Below are 12,590 nucleotides of genomic sequence, written 5' to 3'. Positions count from 1 at the left end.
GGCATGCATCGTCAATTTCCGCGCTTGCTCAGGGCATTCATCAATGCGGTCAACTTGGCGAAGATCGTATCGATCAATCCGTCGAGTGCCGCGATGTCGCCGCTGTAGTCGAGCCGGCGCGCGATCTGCAGATGCGTGCTGGCCTCCGACAACGAGCCGCGCGCGATCGACAGGAAGCGCAGGTATTCGGGAGTGGAGCGGCGTGCCGCGCCTTCGGCGATATTGGCGGGAACGCTGACCGCCGCACGGCGCAGCTGCGCCGTCAATCCGAAGCGCTCCGCTGCCGGAAACGTATCGGAAAGGCGGTAGATCATTTCCACCAGATCCATGGAGTCGCGCCAGACATCCAGCCGCTCGTGCGGCCGCTTCGACGATTCCCCATTCTCCATTCCCGGTTCCCGCGCATCAGCCAATCACGAACAACGGCTGATCGAACTCCACCGGCAGGCCGCTTTCGCTGAGGATCGCGACGATGGTGCCGGAGACGTCGGCTTCGATCGGGTTGAACATCTTCATCGCCTCGATGATCGCCAGGGTCTCGCCGGCCTTGACCGCCTGGCCGACGCTGACGAAGGCCGGCTTGTCCGGCGACGGCGAGGTGTAGAAGGTGCCGACCATCGGCGCGCGCAGCACGTGGCCGTCGGGCAGCGCGTTGCCGGACTTGGCGGTGCCGCCGGTGGAGGCCTCGGTGGGCGAGCTCATCGGCATCGGCGCGGCCGCCGGCGGCGCGGGCGCCGGCGCGGCGTACTGCGGAGCGTACTGCGGGGCGCTGGCGATCATGCCCTTGGGCGTGCGCGCCAGGCGCACGCTCTCCTCGCCTTCCTTGATCTCGATTTCGGCGAGATTGGATTCTTCCAGCAGGTCGATCAGCTTCTTGATTTTACGGAGATCCATAACGGCCTCTTGAGGTGAATCGGGAAATGACCGGGCACGCGGCCCGGCGAACTCGGACAGGGTGGTGCGGCGCCGCCGGGCACGCGCGACGGGTGTTCATGCGGCCGCTCCCAGCCGCGCCAGCGCCGCGTCCATCGCGTAGCGGTAGCTGTCGGCGCCGAAGCCGCAGATCACCCCGACCGCGTGGTCGCTGAAATAGCTGTGGTGGCGGAACGGCTCGCGGCTGTGCGGGTTGGACAGGTGGATCTCGATGAACGGGATCGCCACCGCGGCCAGCGCGTCGCGCAGCGCCACCGAGGTGTGGGTGAAGGCGGCCGGGTTGATCAGGATGAAGCCGGTGCCGTCGCCGCGCGCGGCCTGCACCCGCTCCACCAGCACGTGCTCGGCGTTGGACTGCAGGCTGTCGAGCTGGTGCCCGGCGGCCGTGGCCTGCGCGAGCAGCGCCGCATCGATCTGCGCCAGCGTCGTGTGCCCATACAGCCCCGGCTCGCGGGTGCCGAGCAGGTTGAGGTTGGGGCCATGCAGCAGCAGCAGTCGCGCCATGGAAGACAAAGCAGCGGAAAGGGCGGCAGTCTGCGCGAAGCCGGGATTACTGTCCAGTTCGGCGAAGTTGCGTGTGTTTTAAAACGATCGTTTGGTTTTTGCGCGAGGACCGCACCGGCGGCAAGCGGGGCGAAGGTACACGATCATCCATGCAGCGCCTGTCTGCGGTTCGACTGCGTCGGCCAACGCGCCCGCAATGGGTCCGACGGGCTGATCCCCGGGGCGCAAGCGCATGCGATCCGATCCCGAGCCGGCGTTGCTCAGTTCGAAGCGCGCGCCTTGACCCACAGCCCGAACTCCTTCATCACCGCGACCACCGGCTGCAGGCGCCGGCCGTCGTCGGTCAGCGCGTATTCGACTTTCACCGGCACGCTCGGATAGACGGTGCGTCGGACCAGGCCTGCTTCTTCCAGGGCTCGCAGGTCCAGGGTCAGCATGCGTTGCGAGATCGCCGGGATGGCGCGTCGCAGTTCGTTGAACCGCTTGGGCCCCTCGAGCAGATACGACACCAGCAGCAGGCGCCATCTTCCGCCCAGCAGGCGCATGGCTTCTTCCACGGAGCATCCGGACACGTTGTCTTTCATCGCGGAGTTCTCGGCAGTCTGTTGGTATAAATTTTGTACCTATACAACATTATAGTGCCTTCTTACTTTTTTATACCACGCTCCTAGAATGCAGCGAGCCGCGCCCGTCGAGGAGCCGCGGACCGCCTTTTTCCTGGAGATCCTAATGAAGCTCTATTACATCCCGGCCGCGTGCTCGCTGGCTCCGCATATCGTGCTGAACGAGCTCGGTCTCGATGCGACCCTGGTGAAGGTCGATCAGCGGACGCATCTGGCCGAGGACGGAGAAGACTTCTATCAGGTCAATGCACTGGGCTACGTGCCGGTGCTCGCGTTCGACGACGGCAGCGTGCTGCGCGAAGGTCCTGCCATCGTGCAGTATCTGGGCGACCGGAAGCCGGAACTCGGTCTGGTGCCGCGCAATGGCAGCATCGAGCGCTACCGTCTGCAGGAGTGACTGAACTTCCTGGCCTCGGAGATCCACAAGGGCTTCATCCCGCTGCTGTATGCGCGGCTCGCCGGCCGGTACGTGGACACCGCGCGGCCGAAGCTGCAGCAGCGCTTCGCCTGGATCGACGCGCAGCTCGCCGATCGCCGGTTCCTGATGGGGGATGATTTCACCGTCGCCGATGCGTCTCTCTACGCGCTGATCGGTTGGGGACAGGCGTCCTGGCTGACCTCGTACTACAAGGCGGATATCCATTTCGACGGCTTGCGGCACCTGCAGGCCTGGTACCAGCGTGTTCACGCGCGGCCTTCGGTGCAGCAGGCGTTGGCCGAAGAAGGCCTTCGCTAAGCCGGCCGCGTGCCTGCGCGGCGGTGCCGCCTTGCACGGCCGATTCCAGGTCGGGTCGAGACCGATCGGCCGCGGCTCATGTGCCAAGCGCATATGTTGATACCCGATCGGCATGTGCCATGCGGCACGCATTAACGGGCGATTTACACCCGCCGCCGGCATCCCGGGCACAAAGGACGCCCGACCGGCCACCGAGTGCGAGCCATGCGAATTGCGATCATCGGCGCAGGATTCTGCGGCAACCTGTTGGCTGCGGCCCTGGCCAGGCAGGGAACCGCCAGCCAACTCACGCTGGTCGGGGTGGCCGATACCTTCGGCCGCGGCATCGCCTACGGCGCCGCGCGGCCCGAGCATCTGTTGAACGTGCGCGCCAAGGACCTGGGGGTGGATCCGCAGGATCCGGGCGGGTTCGCCGACGCCTTGCAGCTGGACGCCGAGCAGCGCCTGGAATTCCTGCCGCGGCTGCGCTACGGCCGCTACCTGGAGCAGCACCTGGACGCGGCGCTGGCCGCCTCGGCGGTCGAGGTGGCGCGGGTGAGCGAGGAGGCGGTGGCGGTGGAACGCGGTCCTGACGGGTTCCGCATCTTCCTGGCCAACGGCGGGGATGTGGTCAGCGACGTGGTGGTGCTGGCGATCGGCGCGCTGCCGCCGGCGGCGCTGCCCGGCATCGGTCCGCGCCTGGCGGTGCACCGGCGCTACATCGGCTGGCCGTGGCAGGACGGGGTGCTGGACGAGGTGCCGCCGCAGGCGCGGCTGTTGCTGGTCGGCACCGGCCTGACCATGGCCGATGTCGCGCTGACCCTGCGCCGCCGCGGCCATCGCGGCCCGATCACTGCGCTGTCGCGGCGCGGCCTGGCGCCGCAGGCGCACCTGGCCCAGCCGGGCGCGCCGGTGACGCTGCCGCCGAGCGTGGCGCAGGCGCTGCGCAACCACGACCTCACCGGCCTGCTGCGCAGCCTGCGCCAGCTGACCACGGTGGTGGAGGATTGGCGTTGCGTGGTGGACGCGTTGCGTCCGCATCTGCAGCCGTTCTGGAAAGGCCTGGCGCCGGCGGCGCGCGCGCGCTTCATGCGCCATCTGCGTCCGTACTGGGAGGCGGCGCGGCATCGGCTGGCGCCGGCCGCGGCCAGTGCACTGGCGCAGATGCAGCAGCAGGGCCAGCTGCGCATCCGCGCCGGGCGCCTGCTGCGCGCGCGGCTGGGCGAGCGCGCGGTGGAGGCGGTGATCCGCGACCGTGCCAGCAACAGCGCGCGCACCGAAGACTTCGACGTGCTGATCCGCGCCACCGGGCTGGACACCGACGTCGCCCGCACCAGCCATCCGCTGGTCGCCACGATGCGCGATGCGGGCCTGCTGCAGGCCGATCCGCTGGGCCTGGGCCTGGTGGTGGACGAGCGCCTGCAGGTGCGCGACGGCAGCGGCCATGCGGTCGCCGGGCTGTACTGCCTGGGGCCGCTGCTGCGCGGCGTGCTGTGGGAAATCACCGCGGTGCCGGAATTGCGCGCCGGCGCGCAGCGCCTGGCCGCGGAGCTGGCGGCGCTGGGGCAGGCGCGGGCGAAGGCCGGTGGCGCGGGCGGCGAGGCGCAGCGGCAGGCGGTGTAGTGCATTCGATCTGGTGCTGTGATGTGTGGGACGCGCCGAGGAACATTCCGCCAGCTAGTGCGGCGAATGACTGCTGCCGCCGACCCAGCGCTCCGCTTCGCCCGGCGCGAACGGCCCCAGCTTCTGCCGCACGATGCGGCCGTGCGCATCGATCAGCACGCTGTACGGCAGCAGGCCCTGGGTGTCGCCCAGGCGCACGCTGGCGTCGGCCGGGCCGGGGGTTTCCAGCGCGATCGGGTAGGCGATCGGGATCCGCTGCAGGAACGCGCGCACGTCCTCGGGGCGGTCCAGGGCGATGCCGAGTACCTGCAGTCCGTCGGCCGGCTGCGCGCGCGCCAGGCGATCGAGTTCCGGCATCTCGCGCACGCACGGTTCGCACCAGCTGGCCCAGACGTTGACCAGCAGCGGGCGGCCGCGGAACTGGGCCAGGCTCAGGCTGCCGCCGTCGAGGGTGGGCAGGCGCAGCGCGAGTGCCGGGTCGCCGGGGCGCGCCGCGGCGGCGCCGGCGGGCGCCGCGCTGCCGCTGGCCGGCGTCGCCACGGGTGACGGCGTGCGCCACCAGAACTGCGCGGCGAGCACGCCCAGCGCCGCCGCGACCAGCGCCACCGCGAGCAGCCGCGGCGGCGTGGCCTTCATCGCGACGCGCGCAGCAGGGCGTCCTCGACCACCGCCTGGCTCAGCACCGGCGGCAGCACGGTCGGCGGTGCTCCCGGGCCGTAGACCACGTACAGCGGCACGCCCACCGCCTTGTGTTCGGCCAGGAAGGCGCTGATGCGCTGGTCCTCGTTGGTCCAGTCGCCCTTCATGTACACCGCATCCACGCGCTTGAGCGTGTCGCGGAAGGCGTCGCTGCTGAACACGTTGCGCTCGTTGGCCTTGCAGGTCACGCACCAGTCGGCGGTCATGTTGACGAACACCACGCGGTTGTCGGTGCGCAGCCGGTCCAGCATCTGCGGCGAATACGCCACCGTGTTGCGCTCCGCGGTGGCGCCGGGCGGCGCCAGCCGGGTCACGCCCCACACCGGCAGCAGCGCCAGCAGCACCAGCAGCGAGGCCAGGCGCAAGCCGAGCTTGTGGCTGCGCCAGCGCGCGCGCTCGATCCACCACAGGCCCAGCGCCAGCAGCGTGGCGCCGACCAGCAGCAGCGCCACCGCGTCCACCCCGCGCTGCTTGCCCAGCACCCACAGCAGCCAGATCGCGGTCAGGTACATTGGGAACGCCAGCACCTGCTTGAGCGTTTCCATCCACGCGCCGGGCCTGGGCAGGCGCCTGGCCAGCGAGGGCACGAAGCCGATCAGCAGGAACGGCAGCGCCAGGCCCAGGCCCAGGGTCAGGAACACCAGCATCGCCATCGCTGGCGGCGCGGTCAGCGCGTAGCCCAGCGCCGGACCCATGAACGGGCCGATGCAGGCGCTGGACACCACGCAGGCCAGCACGCCGGTGAAGACGTCGCCGACCGGGCCGCTGCGCGAGGACAGCGACTGGCCCAGGCCGCCGAGGTTGGCGCTCAGGGTGAACACGCCGGACAGGCTGAGTCCGACCACGAACATCAGGTACACCAGCACCGCGACGAAGCCCGGGCGCTGCAGCTGGAAGCCCCACAGCAGGTGCGCGGCGACGGCGATGCCGCCGACCACGGCGAAGGACGCCAGCACGCCCAGCGTGTACCACAGCGCATGGCTGCGCGCGCGGCTGCGGCTCTCGCCGCTTTGCGCCAGGCCCAGCACCTTCAGCGAGAGGATCGGCAGCACGCACGGCAGCAGATTCAGCACCAGGCCGCCGCCCAGTGCCAGCAGCAGCATCCACAACAGGTTTTCCGGTTCCGCCGCCGGCGCGGTGCTGCGCGCGGCGTTGTGCGCCGAGGCATCGGGCGCGGTCGCCGCGTCGGCGGCGCTCACCGGGGCCGTGTCGGCCGCGGCATCGGCCGCCGCGGCGCTGGCGTCGGCCTGGCTGCTGTTCAGCGGCGCCACCAGCAGTGGCGCCACCGCGGCCTGGTCGGCGGGGCTGAGCTTGCCCTTGGGCAGCGACAGCTTCACCCGCCGGGTCATCGGCGGATAGCAGATGCCATCGGTCTGGCAGCCCTGGAAGGTGGCGACCAGGGTCGCCTTGGCGGCATCGGCGCGCTGGCGCTGCAGCGGCACGGTGACCTCGGCCTGGTCGAAGTACACCACCACGTTGCCGAAGTGCTCGTCCTGGTGCGAACGGCCCTGCGGCCAGCGCGGCAGGCCGGTGCGGATGCCGGCCGCGCCTTCCAGCGCCAGTGCGGTGCGGTCGCGATACAGGTAGTAGCCCGGCGCCGGGGTGAAGCGCAGCAGCAGGGTATTGCCGTCGCCGACGATGGCCTCGAAGCCGAACGCCTGATCCGACGGCAACGGCAGGCCCTGCACGGCGCCGGCGCCGAACAGGGGCTTGGCGGCGGCGCCGGCGTTGCCCGGCGCGCTGCCCGGCAGCGGCGGGGAGGCGGGCGCCGGCGTCGCCGCGCCCGCCGCCTCCGCCGGCAGCGCCACGCTGAGCAGGCGCTTTTGCGGCGGATAGCACACGCCGGCGTCGGCGCAGCCCTGGTAGCGCACTTCCACCTGCAGCGTGTCCACGCCGCTGGCCGCCGCGCCGGTCTGCACCGCGCTCAGCTGGTCGCGGTAGGTTTCCACTGCGCCGAAATAGGGGTCGGTCTTCTTGTGCCCGGCGGGCAGTTTCAGCGTCGGGTTGGCCTTGAAGCCGCTTTCCACACGCACGGCGATGCGGTGCCGGTACAGGTAGTAGCCGTCGGCGATCTTCCAGTGCAGCTCGATGCGGCCGCGCTCGGGCGCCCGTGCGCTCAGCACGAAGGCCTGGTCGACCGGCAGCAGATCCTTTTCGTCGACCGCCAGGGCGGGGAAGGCGGCCAGGGCCAGCAGGCACAGGGCGGCGATACGGTGCAGCACGGTCATCGGCTTACGGTTCCTCACGGGTTTCGGCGTACACCCACTGCAGGTAGGCGGGCAGGCCGCCAGCGACCTCGACCTCGATCAGTTCGGGGACGGCGTAGGGGTGCAGCTCGCACAGCCGCTGTTGCAGCGCGGGGATGCGCTCGGCAGTGGTCTTGATCAGCAGCAGCACTTCCTCGGCCTGCTCCACGGCGTCCTGCCAGCGATAGGTGGCGTGCACGCCGGGCAGGCGGCTCACGCACGCGGCCAGGCGTTCCTCGACCAACACCTGGGCGATCCGCGCGGCGCTGGCCGGATCGGGGCAGGTGCTGAACAGCAAACGGAGCGGGGGCAGGGACATGCGGCCGACAGTATAGGGACGCCGGCAGGGCTTTGCCGGGCCTGTTCTGGCGTAGGTCCGTGCGTGCGGGCGTTTGGTTGCAGGTGCGTGCGCGACGGCGCCTGTCGGGCATGGCGCAGGCCCACGGGGCGGCGCACGCATGGACCCCGGCGCACCGCGATCGGCGCGCCGGGGATCCGGCTCAGTCGAGCAACTGGCAGCTCGCCGGCGTGGCCGAGGTGAACAGCGAGGAGGTCGCCCACTCCGGATGGTCGATGAACGGGTTGCGGTTGCCCTGGAAGCTGTACACCACTTCGTTGCGGGCGCGCTCGGCATCGTCCGGCGGATCCTGCTGGCTCCACGCGATCAGCGTGGACAGCAGGCCCATGTAGGCCGGCGAGGCCGAGGTCTGCACGATCTTGCTGCGCTCGTCGGTCAGCTCCAGATCCGGCTCGGACTGCCCGGTGGCCGCGTCGGTGCCGCCTTCGTAGCGGATCGCCATGTACATGACCGCGCGCGCCATGTCGCCCTTGCGGTGGTTCCACACTTCGAAGCTGCCGCCGTTGCCGTCCGGGGTGCGCACCCAGTTGGAATTGCCCGGGTAGCTGCCGCTGCCGCCGCCGAAGCCGGCGTTGGCCTCGGTGATGCGCTCGCCGCAGTTGCTGTCGCAGTTCGCGTAGGGCTTGTTGCCGCGGTCGGCGTTCCAGGTGGAGTCGGTCAGGTACAGCATGTGCGTGTCGGTGTACGGCGCGTAGGGCAGGCCCTTGTCGCCGCTGGCCGAGCCGAAGCCCAGCGAGTTCGGCCAGCTGTGCTCGCGGTTGTACTTCAGCCCGCTGCCACTGCCGGCGCGGTCGGTGCCCTTGGCGTAGCTGCCGTTGCGGTAGGCGTCGAGGATGCGCCCGCTGTCGTTCGGGTCCTCGTCGGCGATTTCCAGGATGGTCCAGGTGCTGGTGCCGGAGCTGCTGCTGTACGGGTAGACGGTGTGGCCCTTGATCGTCTCGTGCAGCGAGCAGCGCAGCTGGCTGGCGCTGGAGGTGTTGACCCGCGCGTAGTAGCCGCTGGCACCGCCGCTGCCGCTGGCGACGCTGAAGGCGGTGCTGCTGTCCTGCGCCGGGTGCGCGCCGCCGGCGTCGCTGACGCGTGCGGCGAGGATGCTCAGGCTGCAGCTTTCGCCGGCGGCCAGCGCGGCGTTGGTGGAGATCGCGAACTGGCTGCCGCTGCTCGGGTAGCTCAGCGCCACCGTGCCGGACTGGCTGCAGCTCAGCGCGAACGCGCCGCTGGCCAGGGTCACCGCCTCGCTGAAGGTCACCGCCAGGTCGCCGGCGGCGGGGAAGCTGCCGGCGCCCTGCGTCGGCGTGGTCGAGGTCACCGCCGGCGCGGCGTCGCTGCTGCCGCCGCTGAAGGTCTGGCCGCTGTTGCAGGCACCGAAGCTGCTGGCCGAACTGCCGGCCCAGCTGAAGTCGGCCGCGGCGCGGCCGTTGCTGCCGCGCAGCTGCAGCGAGGTGCCCGCGGCGGTGCTATTGCTCTCGCTGACCGGCAGGTTCTGGCTGCCCAGGCCGGCGGCCGGGCCGCCGCCGCCGGTGATCGCGCCCTCGTAGCTGAGGAACTGCACCACCTGGTCGCTGCCGTCGACCAGCGCCAGGCCGTCGTTGGGACCGTTCTGCACGCCGTTGCTGGCATAGCCGACGGTGGCGATGCGCACCTGCCCGCCGCAGCTGACCAGGCTGCCGGCCGGCACCGAGGTCGTGGCGTAGACCGTGGCGCTGCCGGGACTGCTGCCGTTGTACAGGTAGACCTTGTAGCCGCTCAGGCTCTCGCCGGCGGTGGCGAGGATCTCCACGCCCTCGCCGGTATCGCCGGCGGCGGTGGCATCGTCGTAGTGCAATTCGTTGATGAAGACGGCGGCCTGGGCGTGGCCGGCCAGGGCCAGCAGACAGGCGAGAGGGACGGCAACGGCGGATGGCTTCATCGACAACTCCTTTTGGATGGGTCCCCCCCTGGATCTGCGAGACTAGCCTGCCTGTGTGACAGCGTTGCGGAATCCGGGTACCAGTTCCGCGGCCGGGCCGGCGGCGGTACGAAATTTTTTGCCGCCAGCCCTTGAAAGGGCGCCGGCCAGCACCACATCTTGCGCATCCCGGTGTACCGGGTTTTTTCGCGAGCGTTGCTGGCAGTCGTTGCATGCGAGTGCTAACATCGCCAGCCTTTCCTAGACCAATCAATCACTTAAAAGGGTCTCTCTCATGAACATCGACATCAAGCCGCTTCACGACCGTGTTGTCATCAAACCGAGCGACGCCGACGAAATTTCCGCCGGCGGCATCGTGATCCCGGATTCGGCCAAGGAAAAGTCCACCAAGGGCGAGATCGTGGCCATCGGCAGCGGCAAGCCGCTGGACAACGGCAGCGTCCGCGCGCCGGCGGTCAAGGTCGGCGACAAGGTCATCTACGGCCAGTACGCCGGCTCCAGCTACAAGACCGAAGGCGTCGAGTACAAGGTGCTGCGCGAAGACGACATCCTGGCCATCGTCGGTTGACGATGGCGGGAATCGGGAATGGTGAATCGGGAATCGGCAAGCGCGATTTCTGCCGCCTGCGGTTCCCGTCCCTTCCCGATCGTGCGCTTTTGATTCCCCAATTCCCTGTTCTCCATTCCCTATTCCCGAGGTAACTCCACATGGCTGCCAAAGATATCCGTTTCGGTGAAGACGCTCGTGCGCGCATGGTGCGCGGCGTCAACATTCTCGCCAATGCCGTCAAGGCCACCCTGGGCCCGAAGGGCCGCAACGTCGTGCTCGAGAAGAGCTTCGGCGCCCCGACCATCACCAAGGACGGCGTCTCCGTCGCCAAGGAAATCGAACTGGCCGACAAGTTCGAGAACATGGGCGCGCAGATGGTGAAGGAAGTCGCGTCCAAGACCTCCGACAACGCCGGCGACGGCACCACCACCGCCACCGTGCTGGCGCAGGCGCTGATCCGCGAAGGTTCCAAGGCGGTCGCCGCCGGCATGAACCCGATGGATCTCAAGCGCGGCATCGACCAGGCCGTCAAGGCTGCCGTGGCCGAGCTGAAGAAGATCAGCAAGCCCACCGCCGACGACAAGGCGATCGCCCAGGTCGGCACCATCTCGGCCAACTCCGACGAGTCGATCGGCAACATCATCGCCGACGCGATGAAGAAGGTCGGCAAGGAAGGCGTGATCACCGTTGAAGAAGGCTCGGGCCTGGACAACGAGCTGGACGTGGTCGAGGGCATGCAGTTCGATCGCGGCTACCTGTCGCCGTACTTCATCAACAACCAGCAGAGCCAGTCGGCCGACCTGGACGACCCGTTCATCCTGCTGCACGACAAGAAGATCTCCAACGTGCGCGACCTGCTGCCGGTGCTGGAAGGCGTGGCCAAGTCGGGCAAGCCGCTGCTGATCGTGGCCGAGGAAGTGGAAGGCGAAGCGCTGGCGACCCTGGTGGTCAACACCATCCGCGGCATCGTCAAGGTCGTGGCGGTCAAGGCGCCGGGCTTCGGCGATCGTCGCAAGGCGATGCTGGAAGACATGGCCACCCTGACCGGCGGCACCGTGATCTCCGAGGAAGTGGGCCTGGCGCTGGAGAAGGCGACCATCAAGGACCTGGGCCGCGCCAAGAAGGTGCAGGTCTCCAAGGAGAACACCACCATCATCGACGGCGCTGGCGACAGCTCGGCGATCGAGTCGCGCATCAAGCAGATCAAGGCGCAGATCGAAGAGACTTCTTCGGACTACGACCGCGAGAAGCTGCAGGAGCGCGTGGCCAAGCTGGCCGGCGGCGTGGCGGTGATCAAGGTCGGTGCCTCGACCGAGATCGAGATGAAGGAAAAGAAGGCGCGCGTCGAAGACGCCCTGCACGCCACGCGTGCGGCCGTGGAAGAAGGCGTGGTCCCGGGCGGCGGTGTGGCCCTGGTGCGCGCGCTGACCGCGATCGGCGATCTGAAGGGCGCCAATGAAGATCAGACCCACGGCATCCAGATCGCGCTGCGCGCGATGGAAGCGCCGCTGCGCGAGATCGTCACCAACGCCGGCGAAGAGCCGTCGGTGATCCTGAACCGGGTCAAGGAAGGCACCGGCAACTTCGGCTACAACGCCGCCAACGGCGAGTTCGGCGACATGGTCGCGTTCGGCATCCTGGATCCGACCAAGGTGACCCGTTCGGCGCTGCAGAACGCCGCGTCGATCGCCGGCCTGATGATCACCACCGAAGCGATGGTGGCCGACGCGCCGAAGAAGGACGAGCCGGCCGGCGGTGGCGGCATGGGCGGCGGCATGGGTGGCATGGGCGGCATGGATTTCTGATCCAGCCGGCGCTACCGCAATACCGCTGTATGAAGACCCCGCCGCAAGGCGGGGTTTTTCTTTGTCGGCCCTGCCCGGAATGTTCTCCTTGGCGAGTGCCAGCCGGTAGACTGTCGCGCGGCACCATCGATCCATCTTCCGTAAAGGGGCATCCATGTCGCCCCAGCGAGGCAGGCATGCACATCAGGGAAAGCGCCATCGAGCAGGAACTCATCGCCAAGCTGGATGAGCTGAAATACACCCTGCGGCCGGACATCCGCGACCGCAAGTCGCTGGAGTGCAACTTCCTCGACAAGTTCGATGCGCTCAATCGGGTCTATCTGACCGGCAGCGCACGCGCCTGCTTGAAGACGTCGTCACCGACGATGTTTTCGCCGCCGCACAGCGGCTGCGCGAACGGGTTGCCTTTCTTCGTTTGATGCATTTCCAGATCGCGCTTGCCTTCCTTTGCCTGCCTACTCGGCATCGGAGATGCTCAGTTGGGTCATCGATGTGCCTTCGATGGCTTGCCGGGCCATGTCCTACATCTGAGGCGACTTGTTCAGGCCTTCCATGGCGGCATGGCAGGCGCGATCGGCAGGCAGGCGCGCCTGGCCGCACCTGTGGATAACGCGGCTGCCGGCAG

At 68.9% G+C, this 12,590-nt stretch carries 14 protein-coding genes; 6 read left to right on the top strand and 8 right to left on the bottom strand.

Annotated features, from left to right (window positions below):
• Nucleotides 1-11 precede the first annotated feature (11 nt).
• From FZ025_RS07285 to FZ025_RS07270, 4 genes are all read right to left on the bottom strand, one after another.
• Nucleotides 12-389 (bottom strand): four helix bundle protein, encoded by a 378-nt coding sequence (locus tag FZ025_RS07285; protein ID WP_046978074.1) that lies wholly within the window; start codon nucleotides 387-389, stop codon nucleotides 12-14.
• Between the two features lie 16 nt (nucleotides 390-405).
• Complete coding sequence (gene accB / locus FZ025_RS07280; RefSeq protein WP_046978075.1) at nucleotides 406-894, bottom strand: acetyl-CoA carboxylase biotin carboxyl carrier protein; 489 nt, start codon at nucleotides 892-894, stop codon at nucleotides 406-408.
• Between the two features lie 96 nt (nucleotides 895-990).
• Entirely contained in the window at nucleotides 991-1,437 is a 447-nt protein-coding gene (gene aroQ / locus FZ025_RS07275) for a type II 3-dehydroquinate dehydratase (protein ID WP_046978076.1), read from the bottom strand.
• Between the two features lie 260 nt (nucleotides 1,438-1,697).
• Complete coding sequence (locus FZ025_RS07270) at nucleotides 1,698-2,021, bottom strand: winged helix-turn-helix transcriptional regulator (RefSeq protein WP_046978077.1); 324 nt, start codon at nucleotides 2,019-2,021, stop codon at nucleotides 1,698-1,700.
• A gap of 145 nt (nucleotides 2,022-2,166) precedes the next feature.
• Here FZ025_RS07270 and FZ025_RS22245 point away from each other — a divergent pair, with 145 nt between their 5' ends.
• The 3 genes from FZ025_RS22245 (at nucleotide 2,167) to FZ025_RS07260 (ending at nucleotide 4,398) form a co-directional block, all read left to right on the top strand.
• Nucleotides 2,167-2,457 (top strand): glutathione S-transferase N-terminal domain-containing protein, encoded by a 291-nt coding sequence (locus FZ025_RS22245; protein WP_244292476.1) that lies wholly within the window; start codon nucleotides 2,167-2,169, stop codon nucleotides 2,455-2,457.
• A gap of 72 nt (nucleotides 2,458-2,529) precedes the next feature.
• A complete protein-coding gene (locus FZ025_RS22240) occupies nucleotides 2,530-2,796 on the top strand; it encodes a glutathione binding-like protein (RefSeq protein WP_244292475.1) in 267 nt (88 codons plus the stop codon).
• Nucleotides 2,797-3,000: 204 nt separating this feature from the next.
• Nucleotides 3,001-4,398 carry an FAD/NAD(P)-binding protein gene (locus tag FZ025_RS07260; protein WP_046978078.1) on the top strand — a complete coding sequence of 466 codons (1,398 nt, stop codon included), beginning with the start codon at nucleotides 3,001-3,003 and terminating at the stop codon, nucleotides 4,396-4,398.
• Nucleotides 4,399-4,452: 54 nt separating this feature from the next.
• On the opposite strand, the gene FZ025_RS07255 is transcribed toward FZ025_RS07260, so the two are convergent.
• From FZ025_RS07255 to FZ025_RS07240, 4 genes are all read right to left on the bottom strand, one after another.
• Complete coding sequence (locus FZ025_RS07255) at nucleotides 4,453-5,034, bottom strand: TlpA disulfide reductase family protein (protein ID WP_046978079.1); 582 nt, start codon at nucleotides 5,032-5,034, stop codon at nucleotides 4,453-4,455.
• Entirely contained in the window at nucleotides 5,031-7,325 is a 2,295-nt protein-coding gene (locus tag FZ025_RS07250) for a protein-disulfide reductase DsbD family protein (protein ID WP_104558417.1), read from the bottom strand. The genes FZ025_RS07255 and FZ025_RS07250 overlap by 4 nt, the downstream gene beginning before the upstream one ends.
• A 4-nt stretch (nucleotides 7,326-7,329) precedes the next feature.
• Nucleotides 7,330-7,662: a divalent-cation tolerance protein CutA gene (cutA, locus tag FZ025_RS07245; protein ID WP_046977375.1), complete on the bottom strand. Its 333-nt coding sequence runs from the start codon at nucleotides 7,660-7,662 to the stop codon at nucleotides 7,330-7,332.
• A 181-nt stretch (nucleotides 7,663-7,843) separates the two neighbouring features.
• Entirely contained in the window at nucleotides 7,844-9,610 is a 1,767-nt protein-coding gene (locus FZ025_RS07240) for an endonuclease (RefSeq protein ID WP_046977374.1), read from the bottom strand.
• 280 nt (nucleotides 9,611-9,890) lie between these two features.
• On the opposite strand from FZ025_RS07240, the gene FZ025_RS07235 reads away from it, so the two are divergent.
• The 3 genes from FZ025_RS07235 to FZ025_RS07225 all read left to right on the top strand — a co-directional run bounded on the left by FZ025_RS07235 (nucleotide 9,891) and on the right by FZ025_RS07225 (nucleotide 12,384).
• A complete protein-coding gene (locus tag FZ025_RS07235) occupies nucleotides 9,891-10,178 on the top strand; it encodes a co-chaperone GroES (RefSeq protein ID WP_046977378.1) in 288 nt (95 codons plus the stop codon).
• A gap of 140 nt (nucleotides 10,179-10,318) precedes the next feature.
• Nucleotides 10,319-11,965: a chaperonin GroEL gene (groL, locus tag FZ025_RS07230; protein ID WP_046977373.1), complete on the top strand. Its 1,647-nt coding sequence runs from the start codon at nucleotides 10,319-10,321 to the stop codon at nucleotides 11,963-11,965.
• Between the two features lie 176 nt (nucleotides 11,966-12,141).
• Nucleotides 12,142-12,384 (top strand): hypothetical protein, encoded by a 243-nt coding sequence (locus FZ025_RS07225; protein ID WP_046977372.1) that lies wholly within the window; start codon nucleotides 12,142-12,144, stop codon nucleotides 12,382-12,384.
• Nucleotides 12,385-12,590 lie beyond the last annotated feature (206 nt).

The sequence above is a fragment of the Xanthomonas hyacinthi genome, assembly GCF_009769165.1.
Taxonomy (GTDB): domain Bacteria; phylum Pseudomonadota; class Gammaproteobacteria; order Xanthomonadales; family Xanthomonadaceae; genus Xanthomonas_A; species Xanthomonas_A hyacinthi.
The sequence above is the reverse complement of the archived record's forward strand: the minus strand, read 5'-3'. Positions and strand labels throughout refer to the sequence as shown.

Coding starts and splice junctions, on each gene's coding strand:
- FZ025_RS07285 (WP_046978074.1), bottom strand. CDS start 389: ATGGAGAATGGGGAATCGTCGAAGCGGCCGCACGAGCGGCTGGATGTC.
- accB (WP_046978075.1), bottom strand. CDS start 894: ATGGATCTCCGTAAAATCAAGAAGCTGATCGACCTGCTGGAAGAATCC.
- aroQ (WP_046978076.1), bottom strand. CDS start 1,437: ATGGCGCGACTGCTGCTGCTGCATGGCCCCAACCTCAACCTGCTCGGC.
- FZ025_RS07270 (WP_046978077.1), bottom strand. CDS start 2,021: ATGAAAGACAACGTGTCCGGATGCTCCGTGGAAGAAGCCATGCGCCTG.
- FZ025_RS22245 (WP_244292476.1), top strand. CDS start 2,167: ATGAAGCTCTATTACATCCCGGCCGCGTGCTCGCTGGCTCCGCATATC.
- FZ025_RS07260 (WP_046978078.1), top strand. CDS start 3,001: ATGCGAATTGCGATCATCGGCGCAGGATTCTGCGGCAACCTGTTGGCT.
- FZ025_RS07255 (WP_046978079.1), bottom strand. CDS start 5,034: ATGAAGGCCACGCCGCCGCGGCTGCTCGCGGTGGCGCTGGTCGCGGCG.
- FZ025_RS07250 (WP_104558417.1), bottom strand. CDS start 7,325: ATGACCGTGCTGCACCGTATCGCCGCCCTGTGCCTGCTGGCCCTGGCC.
- cutA (WP_046977375.1), bottom strand. CDS start 7,662: ATGTCCCTGCCCCCGCTCCGTTTGCTGTTCAGCACCTGCCCCGATCCG.
- FZ025_RS07240 (WP_046977374.1), bottom strand. CDS start 9,610: ATGAAGCCATCCGCCGTTGCCGTCCCTCTCGCCTGTCTGCTGGCCCTG.
- groL (WP_046977373.1), top strand. CDS start 10,319: ATGGCTGCCAAAGATATCCGTTTCGGTGAAGACGCTCGTGCGCGCATG.
- FZ025_RS07225 (WP_046977372.1), top strand. CDS start 12,142: ATGCACATCAGGGAAAGCGCCATCGAGCAGGAACTCATCGCCAAGCTG.